Origin of the sequence: Williamsia phyllosphaerae (assembly GCF_014635305.1) — a bacterium.
In the GTDB taxonomy this organism is placed as follows: domain Bacteria; phylum Actinomycetota; class Actinomycetes; order Mycobacteriales; family Mycobacteriaceae; genus Williamsia_A; species Williamsia_A phyllosphaerae.
Genome location: NZ_BMCS01000002.1, coordinates 148,727 through 168,589, shown reverse-complemented (window position 1 = coordinate 168,589; position 19,863 = coordinate 148,727). Strand labels below are relative to the sequence as shown.

The window sequence follows — 19,863 nt, the reverse complement described above, 5'->3', positions numbered from 1 at the left end:
TCGCGATGTCGGCATGGCTCGAGACGCCCACCCCGCGTGGCGTCGCGATGGTCTCCGGCGCGACCCGGGCGCCGTACTGGCTGGACCGTCCCGAACGTCCCGACGCACGACCGGGTCTCGACGGCGACACCGACACCGACCTGCTGATCGTCGGCGGTGGTTTCACCGGACTGTGGGCCGCTGTGCAGGCCGCGGAGGAGAACCCCGACCGACGGATCCTGCTCGTCGAGGGCGCGCGGATCGCCGACGGCGCCTCGGGTCGCAACGGCGGCTTCTGTTCGGCGAGCCTCACCCACGGCCTGGCCAACGGTGTGGCGCGTTACCGCGACGAGTTGCCGACCCTGCTGCGGCTCGGCGTCGAGACCCTCGACGACATCGAGTCGACGCTGGGTCGGCTCGGTGTCGACGCCGCCGCCGAACGTGTCGGGGAGCTCGACATCGCGAACTTCGACTGGCAGGTCGACGATGTCCGTGAGCACGTCACCGAAGCGCTGCTCTACGACCAACCGGCGACCTTCTACGACCGGGCCGAGGCCAGGGCGCGGGTGAACTCGCCGATGGTCGCCGCCGCCGCGCACGATCCGAACGTGATGATGGTCGACCCGGGCAAGCTCGCCTGGGGGTTGGCCGACGCGGCCGAGCGGCTCGGTGTCCGGATCGTGGAGAACACCGAGATCGTGTCGCTGCGCCGGCGGAAGGGTTCGATCTGCGCGCGGACCGCCACCGGCACCGTCACCGCCGACCGCGTGGTGGTGGCCACCGCGGCCGCACGACCGCTGCTCCGGCGCAACCGGTGGGCGATGGTCCCGGTGTGGGACTACGTCCTGATGACCGAACCGCTCACCGCGCAACAGCGTGCCGCCATCGGATGGTCGGGTCGGGAAGGGCTGGCCGACAGCGGCTCCCGCTTCCACTACTTCCGTGTCACCGCCGACGACCGCATCCTGTTCGGCGGATGGGACGCGGTCTACCACTACGGTTCCGACCACGATCCCCGGCACGCCTACGACGACCACGAGTTCGCGCTGCTCGCCGAGCATCTGCTGCAGATGTTCCCGCAGCTCGAGGGGATCGGGATCAGTCACGCGTGGGGTGGGGCCATCGACACCTGCTCGCGGTTCTCGGCCTTCTGGGACACGAGCATGGGCGGTCGGGTCGTGTCGGTCCTCGGCTTCACCGGACTCGGTGTGGGCGCAGCGCATTTCGGTGCGCGCACCGCGCTCGACCTCCTCGACGGCCGCGACACCGAACGCACGCGCAGCGCCATGGTCCGTAGTCGTCCGATCCCGTTCCCGCCGGAACCGTTGCGCTGGATCGGCATCACCATCACCCGTAAGGAATTCGCCCGATCCGATCGACGCAAGGGCCGACGCGGACTGTGGCTGCGAGCGATGGATGCCGTCGGACTCGGCTTCGACAGCTGAGCGCTTCGCGTACGTTGGATCACATGAGCAACCAGACGAGTGTCACGGTCGAGCGTCTCATCGACGCGTCCGCGAAGGACATCTTCGAGATCCTGTCCAACCCGAAACGCCACGTCGAACTCGACGGATCGGGCTTCGTCCGCGGTGACGAGAACGGCGAGCGGATCAGCAAGGTCGGCGATGTGTTCACCATGAACATGGACGGCCCGCACATGGGTGGCGAGTACAAGACCGACAACCACGTCAGCGGCTACGCCAACGACAAGCTGCTCGCGTGGAAGACCGCGCCCGCGGGCACCGAGCCTCCCGGGTGGGAGTGGCTGTGGGAGCTCGAGCCCCAGGGGCCCGACGCCACCCTCGTGCGCCACACCTACGACTGGTCGAACGTGACCGACAAGGAGCTGCTCAAGCAGATCTCCTTCCCGCTGGTCAGCGAGAAAGAGCTCGAGGACACCCTCGGACGCCTCGCCGCGGCGACCACGGGCGCATAGCCCGACGGCGCCGCCGCTCGGATCTCAGCCGCCCGACTTCGGGACCACGATGATCGGGGCGGTGGTGCCACGCAGGATGCGCGCTGCGGTGGACCCGAGGAACGCCCGACTCGGCGGACCGAGTCGGGCGGACCCGACGGCGACGATGTCGCCCTCGGTCCAGCGCAGCATCTCCATCGCCTCATCCAGCGTGTCGCCCTCGGCGACAACCGATTCGATCTCCTGAGCCGTGTCCGCGCCGTCCCGTGCCTCGTCCAGGATGGCGGTGGCCGCCGCGACGTGACGCGCACGGGTCTGTGCCGAGGTCTCCGAATCGGCCAGCGGCCCGTCGTCCAACGACACGAGGGACACCAGCCGGATCGACAACTGTGCCTTCTCGGCGAGGGACAGTGCGAACGGCAGGGGGTTGTCACCGCGGGTCGTGGTGGGCACCGCCACGGTGATCGACGCCAATGGCACATCGGCGCGATCGGAGTACCCGCGGGGTGCCAGCGCAACCGGCAGCGGGGAGCAGTGCACCAGCTCGGAACTGATCGACCCCAGGGTGTGCCGACCGAACAGTCCGTCCCGGGTACCGCCGACGACGATCATCTCGGCACCGGTGGCCGAGGCGAAATCGATCAACCCCTCCGTGAACGACTCGGCCACCGGCGCATGCAGTTCGACACCGACCGTGTCGGGTACGAGCTTCGCCCCCTGCGCCAACCACTCCTGCGCCCGGGCGACGAGCATGTCCTGATACGCCGCACGACCGGGCGTGCCGTCGGGTTCCTCCGACCGGACCACGCAGACGAGATCGACCGCGGCGCCGGTCGACTCGGCCAGCGCGACCGCGAGCGCGACCCCGTCGTCGCCGGACTGTGTGGCCAGATAGCCGACGGTGATGCGCGGGTGGGTGTCAGTAGACATCGGGGACCTTGACCTCGGTGGTGGCGTTGAGGGTCTTGCCGCGGAAGAAGTCCTTGCCGCCGGCGACGCACAGCAGCATCAACGGGATGCCCAGGACCAACATGCCGACCCCGAGGATGAACACGCCGCCGACGCCGCCGAAGGATGTCGAGCCGTAGTCGGGCTTGATCATGTCTATCGAGCTCTGTACGAACGCCCAGGTCATCGCGAGCGCGCCGAGCAGCGGGAACAGGCCGCGCATGAAGAAGTTGCGTGCCGAGGCGAACAACGTCCGGCGGAAGTACCAGACGCACGCGTAGGCGGTGATGCCGTAGTAGAAGGCGACGGCCAGGCCCAACGACGACACCGAGTCGCCGAGGGTGTCCTCGCTGGCGAGGGCGAGCACCAGGTAGAAGAACAATGCCGCCGCACCCATCACCGCGGTGCCGAATGCCGGTGTCATGTATCGCGGATGAACCCGCGCGAAGCGTGACGGGATCGCCTTGTAGACGGCCATCGACAGCGTGCCACGGGCGGTCGGCAGGATGGTCGACTGTGTGGACGACAACGCTGAGATCGACACGGTGAGCAGCAGCAACGCCGACATGACCACGCCGGCGACCGGCTTGCCCAGGATGGTGAGTACGTCATCGGCGTTGTCGGGATTGTTGAGGCCGATGCCGGTGTCGCCGAACCCCGCGAACGACTGCACCGCGTACGCCACGAGGACGTATGTGCAGACCAGGATCAGAGTGGTGAGAACGGCAGCGCGTCCGGGCGTCTTCGTGGAGTCCTTGGTCTCCTCGCCGACCGCCAGGCAGGCGTCCCACCCCCAGTAGATGAAGATGCACAGGATGATCGCCGCCGCCAGCGATGAGGACGAGACCCCGCTCGGCCACAACCAGCTCCAACTCGGGGTGATCGCCTGCGGGCCCGCCTTGTCGAAACCGACCTTGACCAGTGCGATCACGCTGGCGACGATCAACACCCCGAACTGAACCGCGATCAGGACGTTCTGCATGCGTTCACTGATCAGGATGCCGCGGATGCTCACCCAGGTCATCGCGATGATGAAGAAGCAGCCCACACCGACCTTGACGAGCAGATTGTCGGCCAGCGAGTCGAGGCCGAGGAACTTGAACATGTAGATGGCCGCGATCTCGGCGACGTTGGCCAGCACGATGATCGCCGAGACCGCGAGGCCCCACCCGCCCATCCAGCCGATCCACGGCCCGAACGCCTTGGTCCCCCACGTGAACGTGGTGCCGCAGTCGGGGGTGTCCTCCCCGAGTTCGCGGTAGGCGAAGGCGATGAGCAGCATCGGGATGAACGCGAGGACGAACATCGCCGGGGCCTTGGTCCCCACCTCGGCGACCACGAACCCCAGGGTGGCGGCGAGGCTGTAGGCCGGCGCGACCGCCGACAACCCGATCACCACGTTCCCGACGAGCCCCAGGGATCCCGCTCGGAGTCCTTTGTCGGACGACGGTGCCGGCAGCGTGGACACCGGCTTTGATACGGCCATGCGCCGACACTACGATTTCCGCACCCAGTCCGCGCTCGAACGACGGATTTGTTTTCGATGCGGTAACACAGCGACTGATTCAGTCGTTTTTACCCGCGCTAACCGCCGGTCTGATCGACCGGTCGCGTCACGACCGCGTGCGGCTATCGTCAACGGGTGATCGATGCACTGGTGGAGTGGCTGCTCGACCTCCCTCCGTGGGTGGCCCTGCTGATGGCCTTCGCGTTCCCGGCCCTCGAGGCGTCGATCTTCGTCGGTGTGGTGGTGCCCGGTGAGATCGCCGTGCTCATCGCCGGCGTCATCGCCAACGGTGGCCGCCTCGAGCTGTGGCAGGTGCTCGTCGCCGCCAGCGTGGGTGCGGTGATCGGTGACTTCGTGGGATTCGAGGTCGGTCGCCGATGGGGTGCGGCCCTGCTGGAAAAGCTCCCCAAGCGGCTGGTCAAGCCCGAACACGTCGAACGCGGCCGGGAGGCGTTGCGCAAACGCGGCGCGGTGGCGGTGCTGTTCGGTCGGTGGATCGCCGCGCTGCGCGCTCTCATACCCGGACTCGCGGGCATGTCGAACGTGCGTCTGCGCACCTTCGTCATCGCGAACGCGATCGGCGGCACCATCTGGGCGTGCGTGGTCGGTTCGCTGGGATTCATCGCGGGCAAGTCGTACAAGACCGTCGAGAAAGATCTCGGCTACACGTCGTACGTCTTCATCGCGCTGTTCGTGGTCGCGATCATCGCGCTGGTGATCCGCAACCGGATGAAGAAGAACCGCCCGTCGTCACCCGCTCTCGATCACTCCTGATCGAAGACGATGACCTGTCGGATCGCGGCCCCGTCGGCCAGTGAGTCCATCGCGGCGTTGATGTCGCGCAGCGCGATGCGCGAGGAGATGAGCTGTTCCACCGGCAGCTTGCCCTCGCGCCACAGCTGCTCGTAGATGGGGATGTCCCGGCTGGGGACGGCCGACCCCAGGTAGCTGCCGACGATCGTGCGGGCCTGTGCGGTCAGCCCCAGCGGTGAGATCGACGACCGGGCGTCGGGCGCGGGGAGTCCCACCGTCACGGTGATGCCGCCCGCGGCGGTCGCCGCGACCGCGGTCTCGAAGGCCCGTGCGTTGCCTGCCGCCTCGATGACGACCGCCGCGGTGATGCCCTGATCGACGAGTTCGGCCGGCGTGTACACCGCCGACGCGCCCGCCGCGGTGGCCGCGGCCAGCTTCTCCGGCAGGGAGTCGACGGCGATGACGTCTCCGGTGCCCAGCGACACCGCGGTCAGGACCGCGGCCATGCCGACGCCTCCGAGCCCGACCACCATCACGGTGTCGCCCGGTGACGGCTTGCCCGCGTTGATGACCGCGCCTCCGCCGGTCAGGACCGCACATCCGAGGACCGCGGCGACCTCCGGCGGGACGTCCGCGCCGACGGCGACCGCCGATCGACGGTCGACGACGACGTGGGTCGCGAACCCGGACACGCCGAGATGGTGGAAGATCTCGGAGTCGTCGGTGCCGTGCAGCCGCTTGTCTCCGCCGAGCAGGGTGCCCGCGTTGTTCGCCGCCGAACCCGGGGCGCAGGGCAGGCGTCCGTCGGTCGCGCACTCCGCGCACTCCCCGCACCGTGGCAGGAACGCCATCACGACGCGGGTGCCGATCTCGATGTCGTCGACGCCCTCACCGAGTGATTCCACGATGCCCGCGGCCTCGTGGCCCAGCGCCATCGGCAGGGGGCGGGGACGGTTGCCGTCGACGACCGACAGGTCGGAGTGGCAGACGCCCGCGGCCTCGATCCGGACCCCGATCTCCCCGGGTCCCGGCTCGTCGAGCTCGAGGGCGGTGACGACGAGCGGTTCGGACTCGGCGTAGGGACGGGTCCGGCCGGACTCGACCAGGACGGCTGCATCGATCTTCATGACGGGGCCTCGGTCTCTGCTCCCGTGAGCAGGTTGCGGATCGGTTCGGGGATGGCGACCGGGCGTCGGGTGTCGGTGTCGACGTAGACGTGCACCCAGCTGCCCCGGGCGGCGATCGTGGCGTCGTCCCCCTCGGCGTCGACGAGGCCCAGATCGTAGGTGACGCTGGAGTTCCCCAGCCGCGAGACGCGGATCCCGACCGTGAGAGCGTGAGGGAACTCGACGGAACGGAAGTACTTGCAGCCGGATTGGACGACGACACCCTGCGCGGGCGCGCTGATCGGATCGATTCCGGTCGCGCCGATGATCCACCCGTTGATCGCGGTATCGAAGAGCTGGTAGTACACGGCGTTGTTGAGGTGGCCGTACATGTCGTTGTCGGCCCACCGGGTCGTCACCGGCCACTGCACCGGGTAGTCGGCGGCGGTGAGCTCCCGCTCCGAGCGCGGCTCTCGCTCTGTCACGTTCGACGCCCCTTCGATTGCCCTGGCCGTCCCGGTGGGAGACGATGGTCGGCGATGAACCCGCCACCGAAAACCGACAGCGATGTCGATGCCGAGGATATCGGCTCACGCATCGACCCCGTGCTCGCCCGTAGCTGGCTCCTGGTCAACGGTGTGTCGGCCGACCGTTTCCAGGCGGCCGCGCACTCCAGGGCCGACATCGTCGTCCTCGACATCGAGGACGCCGTCGCCCCGAAGGACAAGGTCTCCGCCCGCGACAACGTCATCGAATGGATCGCCGCGGGCAACTCGGACTGGGTCCGCGTCAACGGCTTCGGCACGCCGTGGTGGGCCGACGATCTCGACGCCCTGCGTGCCGTGGGGGAGAGCGGCGCCACCGTCGGCGGGGTGATGTTGGCGATGGTGGAGTCGGTCGACCACGTCACCGAGACCGCCAAGAAACTCCCCGGGGTGCGCATCGTCGCCCTCGTCGAGACCGCGCGTGGGCTGGAGCGCATCAGCGAGATCGCCGCGGCGAAAGGAACGTTCCGTCTCGCGTTCGGTATCGGCGACTTCCGCCGCGACACCGGCTTCGGCGACCAGCCCGCCACGCTGGCGTACGCCCGCTCGCGGTTCACCATCGCCGCCAAGGCAGCACATCTGCCCAGTGCGATCGACGGACCCACCGTCGGCTCCTCGGCGCTCAAGCTCAGCGAGGCGACCGCGGTGAGCTCCGAGTTCGGTATGACCGGCAAGATCTGTCTCGCCCCGGACCAGTGCGCCGCGGTCAACGAGGGTCTCTCACCCTCGCAGGAGGAGATCGCCTGGGCGCGTGAGTTCTTCACCGAGTTCGAACGTGACGGCGGCGAGATCCGCAACGGGTCAGATCTCCCGCGTATCGCGCGGGCCACGAAGATCATCGACCTCGCCCGCTCGTACGGCATCGAGATCCACCCCGACCACGACGATCCCGATCACATCCCGGCGCCGTCGGACACCTACCACTACTGACCCGAGCCGCCCGACGTCGTCTCGAACAGCGCGGTGTCGTCGGGCGCGACGGTGACCCGCACCGTCCCGTCGGACCCGACCGGGACGCTCGTACCGGTCCACACGTCGTGGACCGGTACACCCGTCCCCGGCGTGAACGACATCGTCGTGGCCGTGGCGCCCCGATTGCTCAGCGACACCGCCCGTCGTCCACCGGACAGCTCGCGGGTGCGCACGGTGCCGTCGGCGGTCACCGCCGTCGCCGGGCGCGCGGCCCGGTCCTGATCGATCGCCAGGACACCCGGTGTGCGCAGCAGCGCCGCGGTCGCGGAATCCATGACGGTCAGGTCGTTGCCCGCCACCAGGGGTGCGGCCATCATCGCCCACAGGGCCAGATGTGAGCGTTGTTGCGCGGCGGTCAGACTCGTCCCGACACCGATCTCGAGCATGTCGAGATCGGTCCACCGTCCGGCCGACACCCGTGCGGTGGCGTCGGCGGACGCGTCGATGATGTCGGCGATGCCCTGATATCCGTTCGACCCGGAGTCGGTGGTCCACTGCGGACTGATGTCGTTGGTCAATCGGGTCATGGTCGCGACACCGCCCCAGTCGTGGCGCGCCCCGGGCACCCCGTCGTCGCTCGTCACGCCGCTGTTGGGATTGATGCTGTAGACCATCGGCCGTCCCGTCGCCCGGATGGCGTCACGCATCGCTGTGAAAGCCTCCTTCTGATCGTCGAGATCGGAGTTCGCCGAGCACCAGTCGTATTTGACGTAGTCCACGCCCCACGACGCGAACGTCCGCGCGTCGGTCGTCTCGTGACCGGCGCTCCCGGTCCGTCCCGGGTAGGTGCCCGAGAGTTGGGCGCACGTCTGCTCGCTCGCGCCTGCATAGATCCCGAACCGCAGACCGCGTGCGTGAAGGTAGCGGCCGAGTGCGGCCATGCCGGAGGGAAACCGTTGCGACGACGCCGTCAGGGTGCCGTCGGCGGCGCGCTGCGGCGAGTACCAGCAGTCGTCGACAACCACGTACCGGTATCCGGCCGCGGCCAGGCCGGACGAGACCAGCGCGTCGGCCTGGGACCGGATGGTCGTCTCGTCGATGTCACACCCGAACGCGTTCCAGCTGTTCCACCCCATCGGCGGGGTGGCCGCGACACCGGGGATCGCCACCGACGCGTCGTCGATCACGTCACCCGGCGCGGGGGCGCAGGCGACGGCGACGCACAGCGCGGCGCCGGCGGCGATCGCCCGCACCGTTCGGGATGTCCTCACAAGCCGCGAGCGTAGGCATCGACCCTGGCAGGTTTCCCCTCGCGAGGCTGTGAGGTCGGTGTACTAGCGTTGTACAGATGGTGGCCCGCGTCGATGCGCTGCAACGACGCAATCGCGCCGTCGGTTACGTGATCGGCGTGATCTACAAGTTCATCGACGACCAGGGCGGGTATCTCGCCGCGTTGATCACCTACTACGCGTTCCTGTCGCTGTTCCCGATCCTGCTGCTGGTGACGACGATCCTCGGGTTCCTGCTCGCCGACGACCCGGCCATGCAGGCCAACCTCCTGGATTCGGCGTTGGGGGAGTTCCCCATCATCGGTGACCAACTCGGTCAGCCCCGGCAACTCGGCGGCGGCACCGCCGGCGTCGTCATCGGTGTGATCGTGGCGCTCTACGGCGCGTCCGGCATCGGACAGGCCGCCCAGAACGCGATGAACGTCATCTGGGCGGTGCCGCGCAACTCGCGCCCCAACCCGTTGCTGTCGCGGCTGCACAGCCTGCGGCTGGTGGTCGTGTTGGTGATGGCCCTGGCCGCGACCACGGCGTTGTCGCTGCTGGGCAACTTCTTCGATTCCCTGGGCGCATGGTCGACCGGGGGGCTGACCGTCGCCGCGGTTGTGCTGAACGCGTTCATCTTCTCGCAGGGCTACCGGATCGGGACCGCGCGTTCGCTGCGACTGCGCGACGTCGCGCCCGGCGCCATCGTGATGGCGGTGGCCTGGCAGCTGCTCCAGACGTTCGGCGCGGTGTACGTCGGCGGTGTGGTCCGCAACGCCAGCGCGACCAACAGTGTCTTCGCCGTCGTCCTCGGCCTGCTGGCCTTCCTCTACCTGACCTCTGCGGCGGTGGTGTTCTGCGCCGAGATCAACGCGGTGTGGGTCAACCAGCTCTTCCCTCGCGCCCTGCTCACCCCGTTCACCGACGCTGTCGACCTCACCAAGGGGGACCGTCGGGCCTACACACAGCAGGCGAAAGCGCAGCGCGCCAAGGGGTTCGAGCAGATCGTGGTCCGATTCGACCAGGACGACGAGAAGACGCCGCGGGACTGATGTCCCACGGCGTCTCGTGTCGAGCTGTCGGTGCGGTCTAGCGCGAGAACATCAGCGCGCGCTTGACCTCCTGGATGGCCTGCGTGACCTGGATGCCGCGGGGGCACGCGTCGGTGCAGTTGAAGGTGGTGCGGCAGCGCCACACACCGTCGACCTCGTTGAGGATGTCGAGACGCTCGGCGGCACCCTCGTCGCGGCTGTCGAAGATGAACCGGTGCGCGTTGACGATGGCCGCGGGACCGAAGTAGCTGCCCTCGTTCCAGAACACCGGGCAACTCGTGGTGCAGCACGCACACAGGATGCACTTGGTGGTGTCGTCGAACCGGGCGCGGTCGGTCTGGCTCTGGATGCGCTCACGCGTCGGCTCGTTGCCGCTGGTCATCAGGAACGGCTTGACCTTGCGGTACGCGTCGAAGAACGGCTCCATGTCGACGACGAGATCCTTCTCCACGGGGAGACCCTTGATCGGCTCCACCGTGATGGTGACCTCTTTGTCCTTGAACGAGCCGTCCTTGTTCTTGGGCAGCAGGTCCTTCATCAGCAGCTTGCAGGCCAGACGGTTGACGCCGTTGACGCGCATCGCGTCACTGCCGCAGACGCCGTGGGCGCAGCTGCGACGGAAGGTCAGCGTGCCGTCGAGGTAGCCCTTGACGTACAGCAGCAGGTTCAGGAGCCGGTCGGTCTCCAGAGCGGGGACGCGGAAGCTCTCCCAGCCCTGCGCGTCGGGCTCCTCGGGGTTGAACCGGGAGATCTTGAGCGTGACCATCGTCGCCTCGTCGGGGACGGGGGGCAACGGCGGATCGTCGGTCCGCGGGTCACGTGCGATGTCGGGGGCGGTGGTCATCAGTACTTACGCTCCATCGGCTCGTAGCGGGTCTGCACGACGGGCTTCCAGCCCAGTTCGATGTCCGAGAGGAGCTCGTTGCCCTTCTTGTACGCCATCGTGTGCCGCATGTAGTTGGTGTCGTCGCGGTCGGGGTAGTCCTCGCGGGCGTGTCCGCCGCGCGACTCCTTGCGGTTGAGTGCGCCCACCACGGTCACCTCCGCCATCTCCAGGAGGAAGCCGAGCTCGATGGCCTCGAGGAGATCGCTGTTGAACCGCGTCCCCTTGTCGTGCACCCGGATGTGGTTGTAGCGCTCCTTGAGAGCGTGCACATCGGTGAGGGCCTGCTTGAGGGTCTCCTCGGTGCGGAACACCGACGCGTTGGCGTCCATCGACGCCTGCAGCTCGGTGCGGATGTCGGCGACACGCTCGTGGCCGTGCTCGGAGAGCACCAGCTCGAGCCACTCGTCGACCATCTTGGTGGGGGTCTCGGGCAGGTCGACGAACTCGGCCGAGGTCGCGTAGTCGGCGGCAGCGATGCCGGCGCGACGGCCGAACACGTTGATGTCGAGCAGCGAGTTGGTGCCGAGGCGGTTCGAGCCGTGCACCGAGACGCAGGCACACTCACCGGCGGCGTAGAGACCCTTGACGACCGTGTCGGCGTCGGCGAGGACCTCACCGTGGATGTTGGTGGGGATGCCGCCCATGACGTAGTGGCAGGTGGGGAACACCGGCACGTACTCGGTCACCGGGTCGACACCGAGGTAGGTACGGGCGAACTCGGTGATGTCGGGGAGCTTCTCCTCGAGCACCTCGGCGCCGAGGTGGGTCACGTCGATGTAGACGTAGTCCTTGTTCGGTCCGGCGCCGCGGCCCTCGAGCACCTCGAGCACCATCGACCGGGCGACGATGTCGCGTGGCGCCAGGTCCTTGATGGTCGGGGCGTAGCGCTCCATGAAGCGTTCACCGTCGGCGTTGCGCAGGATCCCGCCCTCGCCGCGGACGGCCTCGGAGATCAGGATGCCCAGGCCGGCCAGACCGGTCGGGTGGAACTGGTGGAACTCCATGTCCTCGAGCGGCAGGCCCTTGCGGAACACGATGCCCATGCCGTCGCCGGTCAGGGTGTGCGCGTTCGAGGTGGTCTTGAACATGCGTCCCGAGCCGCCGGTCGCGAAGACGATCGACTTGGCGTGGAAGACGTGGATCTCACCGGTGGCGAGCTCGTAGGCCACGATGCCGGTGGCGACCTTCTCGCCGGCCTCGTTCTCGCTCAGGCACAGGTCGAGCGCGTAGAACTCGTTGAAGAACTCCACGTCGTGCTTGACGCAGTTCTGGTACAGCGTCTGCAGGATCATGTGGCCGGTGCGGTCGGCGGCGTAACAGGCGCGGCGGACCGGGCTCTTGCCGTGGTCACGCGTGTGCCCGCCGAAGCGGCGCTGGTCGATCTTGCCCTCGGGGGTGCGGTTGAACGGCAGCCCCATCTTCTCGAGGTCGAGGACGGCGTCGATCGCCTCCTTGCACATGATCTCCACGGCGTCCTGGTCGGCGAGGTAGTCGCCGCCCTTGACGGTGTCGAAGGTGTGCCACTCCCAGTTGTCCTCCTCGACGTTGGCCAGTGCGGCGCACATGCCGCCCTGAGCCGCGCCGGTGTGGCTACGGGTGGGGTAGAGCTTGGTGAGCACGGCGGTACGGGCACGGGGGCCGGCCTCGATGGCCGCGCGCATCCCCGCTCCACCGGCGCCGACGATCAACACGTCGTAACGATGTTCCTGCATGTGATGTCTCCTTGCGAGCCTGGTGGGCGTGGTCGAACTACACGTTGAAGGTGAGGATTGCGTACGTGCCGAGCCCCACGGTGAGGATCATCGACAGCGCGAGAACCACGTTGAGCCAGAAGCGCGTGGAGTCCTTGCGGGAGTAGTCCGCGATCACGGTGCGCACGCCGTTGCCGCCGTGCAGCTGGGCGAGCCAGAGCATGGACAGGTCCCAGATCTGCCAGAACGGCTGTCCCCAGCGCTGTGCGACGAAGGCCGAGTCGATCCGGTGCACGCCGTTGTCGAGGGTCAGCATGATCGTCATGTGGCCCAGCGTGAGGATGATCAGCGCGAGTCCGGAGAAGCGCATGAACAGCCATGCGTTCTTCTCGAAGTTGCCGCCCTTGGGGCGACGCGGCGAACGCGGGTTGTCCAGGCTCGCCGGGCGGTCGTGAGCGGTGCCAACTGTTTTGGCGATGTTGGGTGCTTGCGAAGTCGTCATGTCCGGAGCCCTTACAGGTTGTGGATCAGGAGCTGGAGCATCCGGATCGCGCCTGCGGCGAAGACGATCACGAAGACGCTGAGAATGGTCCAGAGCATCTGACGCTGGTACTTGGGACCCTTCGACCAGAAGTCGATGAGGATGATCCGCACGCCGTTGAGTGCGTGGTACAGCACACAGGCGACGAGACCGATCTCCATCAGGCCGATGATCGGCGTCTTGTACGTGTCGATGATCTTGTCGTAGGTGTCCGGGTTGACGCGGATCATCGCGGTGTCCAGGACGTGCACGAAGAGGAAGAAGAAGATCGACACGCCGGTGATGCGGTGGAGGACCCACGACCACATTCCCGGGTCCCCGCGATACAGGGAACGGCGGCGCACCGGATCTGGCGCGACCTCGGTTTGAGTACTCATCAGGGAAGGGCCTCCAACAACGTCGATGGATGCGGTGAGCCAGCGTTCTCCCGGCTCGGACATGCCTACCCCAACGACTTTAAACCTATGCTGAGCGTTGCAAGAACCGGCCCGAGTTCTCGCTCGGTCGCGATTCTCGCGAATTAGGTTTGCCTTACATCACTTCCATCGCAGCTCAGTGCGGGAGTCGTCGGATCCCCGCGCGGGAGGAGACGCCGGGATGTCGCCCTCGATCGACTGGGATCTGTTGCGCAGCAAGGCAACAGAGATCATGGCCCACGCGTATGCGCCCTATTCGGATTTCCCGGTGGGCGCCGCCGCCCTGGTCGACGACGGACGGATAGTCCTCGGATGCAATGTGGAGAATGTCTCATACGGTCTCGGCCTGTGCGCGGAGTGTTCGCTGGCAGGGGACCTGCGACGTACCGGCGGGGGGCGTCTGATCGCCCTGTCGGTGACCGATCGGCGGGGCCTCGCCCTGATGCCGTGCGGCCGGTGTCGGCAGATTCTGCTCGAGCACGGCGGGGCGGCGTTGCTCGTCGACCACCGCGACGGTCCGCTCCCGCTGTCCGATCTCCTGCCGCACGCGTTCGGTCCCGACGACATCGCCGCCGCCCGGGGACTCGACGCGTGAGCACCCACGACGCGGTCTCGGTGATCGCCTCCAAGCGGGACGGCCACGCCCTCACCGATGAGCAGATCGACTGGGTGGTCGACGCCTTCACCACCGGTGCCGTGGCCGACGAGCAGATGTCGGCCCTGACCATGGCGATCTTCCTGCGAGGGATGGATCGTCGTGAGATCGCCCGCTGGACACAGGCGATGATCAACTCCGGCGAACGAATGGACTTCGGTGCGTTGCGGCGGGACGGCCGAGGACTGCGCACGGTCGACAAACACTCCACCGGCGGTGTCGGGGACAAGATCACGCTCCCACTCGCCCCGTTGGTCGCCTCGTACGGACTCGCGGTGCCGCAGCTCTCCGGTCGCGGACTCGGCCACACCGGCGGCACTCTGGACAAACTCGAGTCGATCCCGGGGTGGCGTGCCGACGTCACCTCCGCCGAGATGATGACCCAGCTCGCCGACGTAGGGGCGGTCGTCTGCGCCGCGGGGTCGGGTCTGGCCCCCGCCGACAAGCGGCTCTACGCGCTGCGCGACGTCACCGCGACCGTGGAGTCGATCCCCCTGATCGCGTCGTCGATCATGAGCAAGAAGATCGCCGAGGGCACCGCGGCGTTGGTGCTCGACGTGAAGGTCGGCGGCGGTGCGTTCATGAAGTCGATCGACGACGCGCGAGAGCTGGCCGAGACCATGGTCGCGCTCGGTGCCGACGCGGGCGTGCAGACCGTCGCGCTGCTGACCGCGATGTCGACCCCGTTGGGACACACCGCCGGCAACGCCATCGAGGTGGCGGAGTCGGTGGAGGTCCTCGCCGGCGGCGGCCCGGACGACGTCGTCGAACTGACGCTCGCGTTGGCGGCGGAGATGCTCGCTGCCGGGGGCGTCGACGCCGACCCCGCGACCAATCTGGCCAACGGCCGCGCGATGGACACCTGGCGGGCGATGATCACCGCCCAGGGTGGCGACCCGGATGCGCCGTTGCCCCGGGCCGAGCACGAGGACGTCATCACCGTCGAGAACGACGGCGTGCTCACGCGACTCGACGCGATGGGTGTCGGGGTGGCCGCCTGGCGACTCGGTGCCGGTCGCGCTCGGCAGGGCGAGGCCGTCCAACATGAGGCCGGGGTGCGCTGGCACGCCCGTCCCGGTGATCGCGTTCGTGCCGGCGATCCGCTGTTCACCCTGTCGACCCGGACCCCCGAGCGGTTTGCCGCGGCGCGGGAAGCGCTGAGAGACGCGGTCACCGTCGCCGACGCGCACGACGGTGTGAGCGATCTGGCGGGGCCTCTGGTGATCGATCGCGTTACCGTCGGATCATGAACGATCTCCGCGCCGTGGCGCCCCTCGATCCCGGTGCACTCCGACTGGCGCCGAAAGTGTTGCTGCACGACCATCTCGACGGCGGACTGCGTCCGGCGACCGTCCTCGACCTCGCTCACGAGGTCGGTTACGGCGACCTGCCCGCAGACGACGCCGAGTCGCTGGCCCGCTGGTTCCGGGAGTCGGCCGACAGCGGCTCCCTGGTCCGCTACCTCGAGACGTTCACCCACACGGTGGCGGTCATGCAGACCGCGGCCGCTCTCGCGCGGGTGGCCCGCGAGTGTGCCGAGGACCTCGCCGACGACGGTGTCGTCTACGCGGAGGTGCGCTTCGCTCCCGAACAGCACCTCACCGCCGGGCTGTCGCTCGACGAGGTGGTCGAGGCAGTCCTCGACGGCTTCGCCGAGGGCGTGGCCGCCGCCGCGGACGCGGGTCGGACGATCGTGATGCGCTGCCTGGTGACGGCGATGCGGCATGCGGCCCGCTCGCGCGAGATCGCCGAGTTGGCCGTTCGGTTCCGACATCGCGGCGTGGTCGGCTTCGACATCGCCGGCGCCGAGGCCGGGTACCCGCCGAGCCGCCACCTCGACGCCTTCGAGTACATGCGCGCCAACAACGCGCCGTTCACCATCCACGCGGGCGAGGCCTTCGGGCTCCCGTCGATCCATGAGGCCATCAGCTTCTGCGGCACCGACCGGCTCGGTCACGGCGTGCGGGTCATCGACGACATCTCCCTGCCCGCGGGTTCCGACCTCGCGGCGCACACCTTTGCAGGCGCCGAACTCGGCGATGTCGCGAACTACGTGCGGGACAAGCGGATCCCACTGGAGCTCTGCCCGAGCTCGAACGTGCAGACCGGTGCGGTGGCGAGCATCGCCGATCACCCGTTCAACGTGCTGGCACGGTTGCGCTTCCGGGTGACGGTGAACACCGACAACCGCCTGATGAGCGACACGTCGATGAGCAAGGAGTTCATCACGCTGCACGACCAGTTCGGCTACGGCTGGGCCGATTTCGAACGCTTCACGGTCAACGCGATGAAGTCGGCCTTCGTGCACTTCGACGAGCGGCTCGCGCTCATCGACGATGTGATCAAGCCGGGATACGCCGTCCTGATCGGCTGACGCGGACCTACTTCTTGGTCAGACGACCCTCGAGCTCGTGGACGAGCGCGCGCCACGCCTCTGATTCGTTGTCGAACGGGCCGCTCGGAGCGAGGCGCTTGGGATCCGGGTTGACGGCGTAGCTGACGAAGAAGCCCAGCGGGGTCGTCGACCCGAGGGCCTCGCTCACCGAGTCGTCGTCGGCGAAATCGGCCGCGTCGTTGAGCAACTCGACGGCGAGCTCCAACTGCTTGCGGTCGATGCGGCGCGGTCCGTCGGCGATGTCGGCGGCCAGGCCCGGGAAGACGTAGACGTTCTCGTCGAACACGTCGACCTCGAGCGACCCGTCGGTGGCCGCGACCTGCACCTCGGAGAACGTGCTCACCTCGGACAGTTCATGGTCGTCGTTGTCGGCGAGGTAGCGGGTCAGCGCACGCTCGGAGGTGAAGACGAAGATCTTCCCGTTGCGGCCCAGGAAGATCGGGTCGTCGCCGAGGTAGCACCGGAGGGTGAGGTATTCGGCGGCGTCGGTGACGATCCGGATGGGATCGATGCCGACACCGGCCCAGAAGTCGTCCTCGAGGTCGTCGTCGTCCTCCTCCTCGTCGGATTCGTCGTCCTCGGTGTCGTCGTCGGTCGCCGTGGACTCTGCTCCGGTGCCGACGATCTCGATGTCGTCGTCATCGGGCTCGTCCTCGTCCTCGGCGCTCGCGGCGGCCTCCAACTCGGCCTCCGCGGTCGTGACCGCGGTGGCGTCGACGTCGGGGCTGCTGATGACGTCGTCGATCGCGTCGACCACGTCATCCCAGTGCTTGTCGATGAGGCCGCCGATGCGTCCCCACAGCTCCTGTCCCTCTTTGCCGACGAAGTTCCGCGTGCCGGTGGTGACCGCGCCGAGGATCGGGTTCCCGTTGAAAAACTTGGTGACGGTGGTCAACTCGCAGACCTCACCGATGATGCGGACGATCTCCAGGACGTCTTCGAGCTCGGCGATGACCTCGGGCGTCGGCTCCTCCGAGGCAAGCTCGGGCACACCGATCAGGTCATAGGACTTGTCCTGCGCCGGCACCAGCTCCTCGGCCTTGAGACCGACCACGGTTTCCCAGGCCGGGTGCTCGACGAGGTCGTTGTCGTCGTTGTTACGGATGAACGCGACGAGTTCGGCGACGCCGGGGAACCCGTAGAGATCTTCGTCGAGGCCGAGGAAGGCCTCCCATTCGTCGTCGCCCTCGCGCCAACGGGGCGCCCAGAGGGTGAACGCGTTTCCGTCGGTCAATCCGAGCTCGATCGGTACGATGTCTCCGGCCATGGGGATGAAGCCTAATCATTGGTTCTGTGAGCGGGCCAGTGGCCCTGGTCGGGGCCTTTCCAACGGTGTCAGCGGGGACGATAGAAGCCCTCGAAGGCCTGGTTGAGGTTGTTCGTGCGCACCGGTGACACCTGGACCGGGTTGCCCGCTTCGACCATCTGGTCGTTGCCGACGTACATCGCGACGTGTCCGGACCACACCGCGAGGTCGCCGGGCAGCAGCTCGCCCCGATCGACGCGGTAGCCCGCGGTGTCCTGGTCCTGGGCGAGCCGCGGCAGCTCCACTCCGGCTCGCCGATACGCGTACTGGGTGAGGGCACTGCAGTCCAGACCTCGCCCGGGTGTCGTACCGCCCCAGACGTAGGGGACACCCTGCTGCGCGAGCGCGGCGCGCACCGCGGTGGCCGCTCGTCGGTTCGGGGCGTAGGCGACCGAGCCGTCCGGCAGGGTGATCGGGATCGCGCCGGGAGTCGGCGGGCCGGCCGAGGCCGCGTGCGTCCTGACGGCGCCGACGACGGCGACCCTGTGTGGATCGCCGGGGGTGATGGTTCTCCCGATGGTCTGCAGTCGACGCGACTGGCCGTCGAGGTCGGCCCGGGTGCGCTCGACGACGGCCACCGCGCGCCGCAGGTGGTCGGCGGCCACGGGCAGGATCATCGCGACGCCGGTCGGCGTGTACAGCGCGGGACCCATCGCATCCGCCGCGGCGACGAACGAGTCGAGGATGCCGCGGAGCTCGACCGCGGCCCGCCGTACCGACTGTGCCGCCTGCTCGATCACCGACGTCAAGCTGGTGCCGTCCTTGGCGGCGTGTCTCGTCTGCGAGCGATGGCGACCCAGTGTCGTCTGCGCGTCGTCTCCGGCCGTCGACTCCCAGTCGCGGATCGCGGCATCGAGTGCATGGCGCAATCGCGCGTCGGTTCGCTCGAGCTCGGCGGTTGTCTCGCGCACCGACACCGACGGGTCGGTGGCCGAGGTCGCCCCGGTCCCCACCGAGTCGAGCAGTGACCGGATGGGGGCTGCGAGCGCATCGATTGGCGTCATGCGGTGGCCGCGATGCCGGTACCCGCGTCCTGGTCGGTGGTGCGATACGCCGTGGCGGCGGCACCGACGTCGCGGGTGATCCGGTGGGACTCCCGGGCCACCGCCGAGACCTGTTCGCGGTACCGGTGGGTGGCCGACTGTGCGGCGACCGCGAAATCCGTTCCGATGATGCCGAATACGACACCGAGCGCGATGGCGTCGAGATCGGCGTGCGACACCACCGAGTCGATGTCGGAGGCGACCGTGGCGTGGGTGGCGGCCACGGAGGTGAGGGTGGTCGGATCGACCGAGATGGGGTTCATGGGTGGTTCGACGGTGCGCGCGCCCGGACGGTTCCGACCATTACGATCACCCCATGGATGTCACCGTCGTCGATCACCCGCTGGCACGAGCACGACTGACGACGCTGCGAGACGAACGCACCGACAACGCGTCGTTCCGCGGCGCGCTCGCCGACCTCACCCAGATGCTGATCTACGAGGCGCTGTCCGGCGCGCCGGTCGCCGATGTGGAGATCACCACCCCGGTCGCGACGATGACCGGCGCGAAACTGGCGAACCCGCCGTTGCTGGTGCCGGTGCTGCGCGCCGGCCTGGGGATGGTGGAGCAGGCACACGCGATGGTCCCCGAGTCCAACGTCGGTTTCGTCGGGATCGCACGTGACGAGCAGACCCACCAGCCGGTGCCGTACCTGGAGTCGCTTCCCGACGACCTGTCGCGTACACCGGTGTTCGTGCTCGATCCCATGCTGGCGACGGGCGGATCGATGCTGCACACGATCGAGCTGCTCGTCGGTCGCGGTGCCGTCGACATCACTGCGGTCTGCGTGGTCGCCGCGCCCGAGGGCGTGAGCGCGCTGGCCGAATCGGGACACCCGGTCCGGTTGGTGACCGCGGCCGTCGACGACGGACTCAACGACAACGCCTACATCGTCCCGGGCCTCGGCGACGCGGGTGACCGCCAGTTCGGTCCTCGCTGAGC

General features: G+C 68.1%; 21 protein-coding genes. 9 read left to right on the top strand and 12 right to left on the bottom strand.

Annotation, left to right across the window (positions count from 1 at the left end; genetic code table 11):
* Positions 1-5 precede the first annotated feature (5 nt).
* Positions 6-1,424: an NAD(P)/FAD-dependent oxidoreductase gene (locus IEV93_RS14690; protein ID WP_188490742.1), complete on the top strand. Its 1,419-nt coding sequence runs from the start codon at positions 6-8 to the stop codon at positions 1,422-1,424.
* A 23-nt stretch (positions 1,425-1,447) separates the two neighbouring features.
* Positions 1,448-1,915 (top strand): SRPBCC family protein, encoded by a 468-nt coding sequence (locus IEV93_RS14685; RefSeq protein ID WP_188490741.1) that lies wholly within the window; start codon positions 1,448-1,450, stop codon positions 1,913-1,915.
* 24 nt (positions 1,916-1,939) lie between these two features.
* Here IEV93_RS14685 and IEV93_RS14680 read toward each other — a convergent pair whose 3' ends face one another.
* Entirely contained in the window at positions 1,940-2,824 is an 885-nt protein-coding gene (locus IEV93_RS14680; RefSeq protein ID WP_188490740.1) for a universal stress protein, read from the bottom strand.
* Positions 2,814-4,328 (bottom strand): APC family permease, encoded by a 1,515-nt coding sequence (locus tag IEV93_RS14675; RefSeq protein ID WP_188490739.1) that lies wholly within the window; start codon positions 4,326-4,328, stop codon positions 2,814-2,816. Before IEV93_RS14675 ends, IEV93_RS14680 begins: the two co-directional genes overlap by 11 nt.
* Positions 4,329-4,484: 156 nt before the next feature.
* Here IEV93_RS14675 and IEV93_RS14670 point away from each other — a divergent pair, with 156 nt between their 5' ends.
* Entirely contained in the window at positions 4,485-5,123 is a 639-nt protein-coding gene (locus IEV93_RS14670) for a DedA family protein (protein WP_229705200.1), read from the top strand.
* Here the strand turns inward: IEV93_RS14670 and IEV93_RS14665 are convergent.
* Positions 5,114-6,229, bottom strand: coding sequence for an alcohol dehydrogenase catalytic domain-containing protein (locus IEV93_RS14665; RefSeq protein WP_188490738.1), 1,116 nt, complete (start codon positions 6,227-6,229; stop codon positions 5,114-5,116). The two genes, IEV93_RS14670 and IEV93_RS14665, sit on opposite strands and share 10 nt — an antisense overlap.
* The gene (locus IEV93_RS14660) at positions 6,226-6,693 is read right to left on the bottom strand and encodes an acyl-CoA thioesterase (RefSeq protein ID WP_268237495.1); all 468 of its coding nucleotides are present in this window, start codon (positions 6,691-6,693) and stop codon (positions 6,226-6,228) included. Before IEV93_RS14660 ends, IEV93_RS14665 begins: the two co-directional genes overlap by 4 nt.
* A gap of 54 nt (positions 6,694-6,747) precedes the next feature.
* Here IEV93_RS14660 and IEV93_RS14655 point away from each other — a divergent pair, with 54 nt between their 5' ends.
* A complete protein-coding gene (locus IEV93_RS14655; RefSeq protein ID WP_188490737.1) occupies positions 6,748-7,683 on the top strand; it encodes an HpcH/HpaI aldolase/citrate lyase family protein in 936 nt (311 codons plus the stop codon).
* Here the strand turns inward: IEV93_RS14655 and IEV93_RS14650 are convergent.
* Complete coding sequence (locus IEV93_RS14650; RefSeq protein ID WP_229705199.1) at positions 7,677-8,936, bottom strand: glycoside hydrolase family 27 protein; 1,260 nt, start codon at positions 8,934-8,936, stop codon at positions 7,677-7,679. The genes IEV93_RS14655 and IEV93_RS14650 overlap by 7 nt on opposite strands.
* A 77-nt stretch (positions 8,937-9,013) precedes the next feature.
* On the opposite strand from IEV93_RS14650, the gene IEV93_RS14645 reads away from it, so the two are divergent.
* Positions 9,014-9,988 (top strand): YihY/virulence factor BrkB family protein, encoded by a 975-nt coding sequence (locus IEV93_RS14645; RefSeq protein ID WP_188490736.1) that lies wholly within the window; start codon positions 9,014-9,016, stop codon positions 9,986-9,988.
* A 37-nt stretch (positions 9,989-10,025) separates the two neighbouring features.
* Here IEV93_RS14645 and IEV93_RS14640 read toward each other — a convergent pair whose 3' ends face one another.
* The 4 genes from IEV93_RS14640 to sdhC are packed head-to-tail and all read right to left on the bottom strand — an operon-like array spanning position 10,026 to position 13,483.
* Entirely contained in the window at positions 10,026-10,832 is an 807-nt protein-coding gene (locus tag IEV93_RS14640) for a succinate dehydrogenase iron-sulfur subunit (RefSeq protein ID WP_188490735.1), read from the bottom strand.
* Complete coding sequence (gene sdhA, locus IEV93_RS14635) at positions 10,832-12,586, bottom strand: succinate dehydrogenase flavoprotein subunit (RefSeq protein ID WP_188490734.1); 1,755 nt, start codon at positions 12,584-12,586, stop codon at positions 10,832-10,834. Before sdhA ends, IEV93_RS14640 begins: the two co-directional genes overlap by 1 nt.
* 37 nt (positions 12,587-12,623) lie before the next feature.
* Complete coding sequence (locus IEV93_RS14630; protein WP_188490733.1) at positions 12,624-13,067, bottom strand: succinate dehydrogenase hydrophobic membrane anchor subunit; 444 nt, start codon at positions 13,065-13,067, stop codon at positions 12,624-12,626.
* Between the two features lie 11 nt (positions 13,068-13,078).
* The gene (gene sdhC, locus IEV93_RS14625; protein ID WP_188490732.1) at positions 13,079-13,483 is read right to left on the bottom strand and encodes a succinate dehydrogenase, cytochrome b556 subunit; all 405 of its coding nucleotides are present in this window, start codon (positions 13,481-13,483) and stop codon (positions 13,079-13,081) included.
* Between the two features lie 220 nt (positions 13,484-13,703).
* Here sdhC and IEV93_RS14620 point away from each other — a divergent pair, with 220 nt between their 5' ends.
* The 3 genes from IEV93_RS14620 to IEV93_RS14610 are packed head-to-tail and all read left to right on the top strand — an operon-like array spanning position 13,704 to position 16,551.
* Entirely contained in the window at positions 13,704-14,117 is a 414-nt protein-coding gene (locus tag IEV93_RS14620) for a cytidine deaminase (RefSeq protein ID WP_188490731.1), read from the top strand.
* Positions 14,114-15,427 carry a thymidine phosphorylase gene (locus IEV93_RS14615; protein ID WP_188490730.1) on the top strand — a complete coding sequence of 438 codons (1,314 nt, stop codon included), beginning with the start codon at positions 14,114-14,116 and terminating at the stop codon, positions 15,425-15,427. Before IEV93_RS14620 ends, IEV93_RS14615 begins: the two co-directional genes overlap by 4 nt.
* Positions 15,424-16,551, top strand: a complete 1,128-nt coding sequence (locus IEV93_RS14610) for an adenosine deaminase (RefSeq protein WP_188490729.1) — start codon at positions 15,424-15,426, stop codon at positions 16,549-16,551. The genes IEV93_RS14615 and IEV93_RS14610 overlap by 4 nt, the downstream gene beginning before the upstream one ends.
* A gap of 7 nt (positions 16,552-16,558) precedes the next feature.
* Here IEV93_RS14610 and IEV93_RS14605 read toward each other — a convergent pair whose 3' ends face one another.
* The 3 genes from IEV93_RS14605 to IEV93_RS14595 all read right to left on the bottom strand — a co-directional run bounded on the left by IEV93_RS14605 (position 16,559) and on the right by IEV93_RS14595 (position 19,184).
* A complete protein-coding gene (locus tag IEV93_RS14605) occupies positions 16,559-17,839 on the bottom strand; it encodes a SatS C-terminal domain-containing protein (protein ID WP_188490728.1) in 1,281 nt (426 codons plus the stop codon).
* A 68-nt stretch (positions 17,840-17,907) separates the two neighbouring features.
* Positions 17,908-18,882 carry a C40 family peptidase gene (locus IEV93_RS14600; RefSeq protein ID WP_188490727.1) on the bottom strand — a complete coding sequence of 325 codons (975 nt, stop codon included), beginning with the start codon at positions 18,880-18,882 and terminating at the stop codon, positions 17,908-17,910.
* Positions 18,879-19,184 carry a type VII secretion target gene (locus IEV93_RS14595; protein ID WP_188490726.1) on the bottom strand — a complete coding sequence of 102 codons (306 nt, stop codon included), beginning with the start codon at positions 19,182-19,184 and terminating at the stop codon, positions 18,879-18,881. Before IEV93_RS14595 ends, IEV93_RS14600 begins: the two co-directional genes overlap by 4 nt.
* 53 nt (positions 19,185-19,237) lie before the next feature.
* Between IEV93_RS14595 and upp the strand changes: the two genes are divergently transcribed.
* Positions 19,238-19,861, top strand: a complete 624-nt coding sequence (gene upp / locus IEV93_RS14590) for a uracil phosphoribosyltransferase (protein WP_188490725.1) — start codon at positions 19,238-19,240, stop codon at positions 19,859-19,861.
* Positions 19,862-19,863 lie beyond the last annotated feature (2 nt).

Excerpts from the sequence above, each read along its gene's own strand:
- IEV93_RS14690 (WP_188490742.1), top strand. The coding sequence starts at position 6 with ATGTCGGCATGGCTCGAGACGCCCACCCCGCGTGGCGTCGCGATGGTC.
- IEV93_RS14685 (WP_188490741.1), top strand. The coding sequence starts at position 1,448 with ATGAGCAACCAGACGAGTGTCACGGTCGAGCGTCTCATCGACGCGTCC.
- IEV93_RS14680 (WP_188490740.1), bottom strand. The coding sequence starts at position 2,824 with ATGTCTACTGACACCCACCCGCGCATCACCGTCGGCTATCTGGCCACA.
- IEV93_RS14675 (WP_188490739.1), bottom strand. The coding sequence starts at position 4,328 with ATGGCCGTATCAAAGCCGGTGTCCACGCTGCCGGCACCGTCGTCCGAC.
- IEV93_RS14665 (WP_188490738.1), bottom strand. The coding sequence starts at position 6,229 with ATGAAGATCGATGCAGCCGTCCTGGTCGAGTCCGGCCGGACCCGTCCC.
- IEV93_RS14655 (WP_188490737.1), top strand. The coding sequence starts at position 6,748 with ATGAACCCGCCACCGAAAACCGACAGCGATGTCGATGCCGAGGATATC.
- IEV93_RS14645 (WP_188490736.1), top strand. The coding sequence starts at position 9,014 with ATGGTGGCCCGCGTCGATGCGCTGCAACGACGCAATCGCGCCGTCGGT.
- IEV93_RS14640 (WP_188490735.1), bottom strand. The coding sequence starts at position 10,832 with ATGACCACCGCCCCCGACATCGCACGTGACCCGCGGACCGACGATCCG.
- sdhA (WP_188490734.1), bottom strand. The coding sequence starts at position 12,586 with ATGCAGGAACATCGTTACGACGTGTTGATCGTCGGCGCCGGTGGAGCG.
- IEV93_RS14630 (WP_188490733.1), bottom strand. The coding sequence starts at position 13,067 with ATGACGACTTCGCAAGCACCCAACATCGCCAAAACAGTTGGCACCGCT.
- sdhC (WP_188490732.1), bottom strand. The coding sequence starts at position 13,483 with ATGAGTACTCAAACCGAGGTCGCGCCAGATCCGGTGCGCCGCCGTTCC.
- IEV93_RS14620 (WP_188490731.1), top strand. The coding sequence starts at position 13,704 with ATGTCGCCCTCGATCGACTGGGATCTGTTGCGCAGCAAGGCAACAGAG.
- IEV93_RS14610 (WP_188490729.1), top strand. The coding sequence starts at position 15,424 with ATGAACGATCTCCGCGCCGTGGCGCCCCTCGATCCCGGTGCACTCCGA.
- IEV93_RS14605 (WP_188490728.1), bottom strand. The coding sequence starts at position 17,839 with ATGGCCGGAGACATCGTACCGATCGAGCTCGGATTGACCGACGGAAAC.
- IEV93_RS14600 (WP_188490727.1), bottom strand. The coding sequence starts at position 18,882 with ATGACGCCAATCGATGCGCTCGCAGCCCCCATCCGGTCACTGCTCGAC.
- IEV93_RS14595 (WP_188490726.1), bottom strand. The coding sequence starts at position 19,184 with ATGAACCCCATCTCGGTCGATCCGACCACCCTCACCTCCGTGGCCGCC.
- upp (WP_188490725.1), top strand. The coding sequence starts at position 19,238 with ATGGATGTCACCGTCGTCGATCACCCGCTGGCACGAGCACGACTGACG.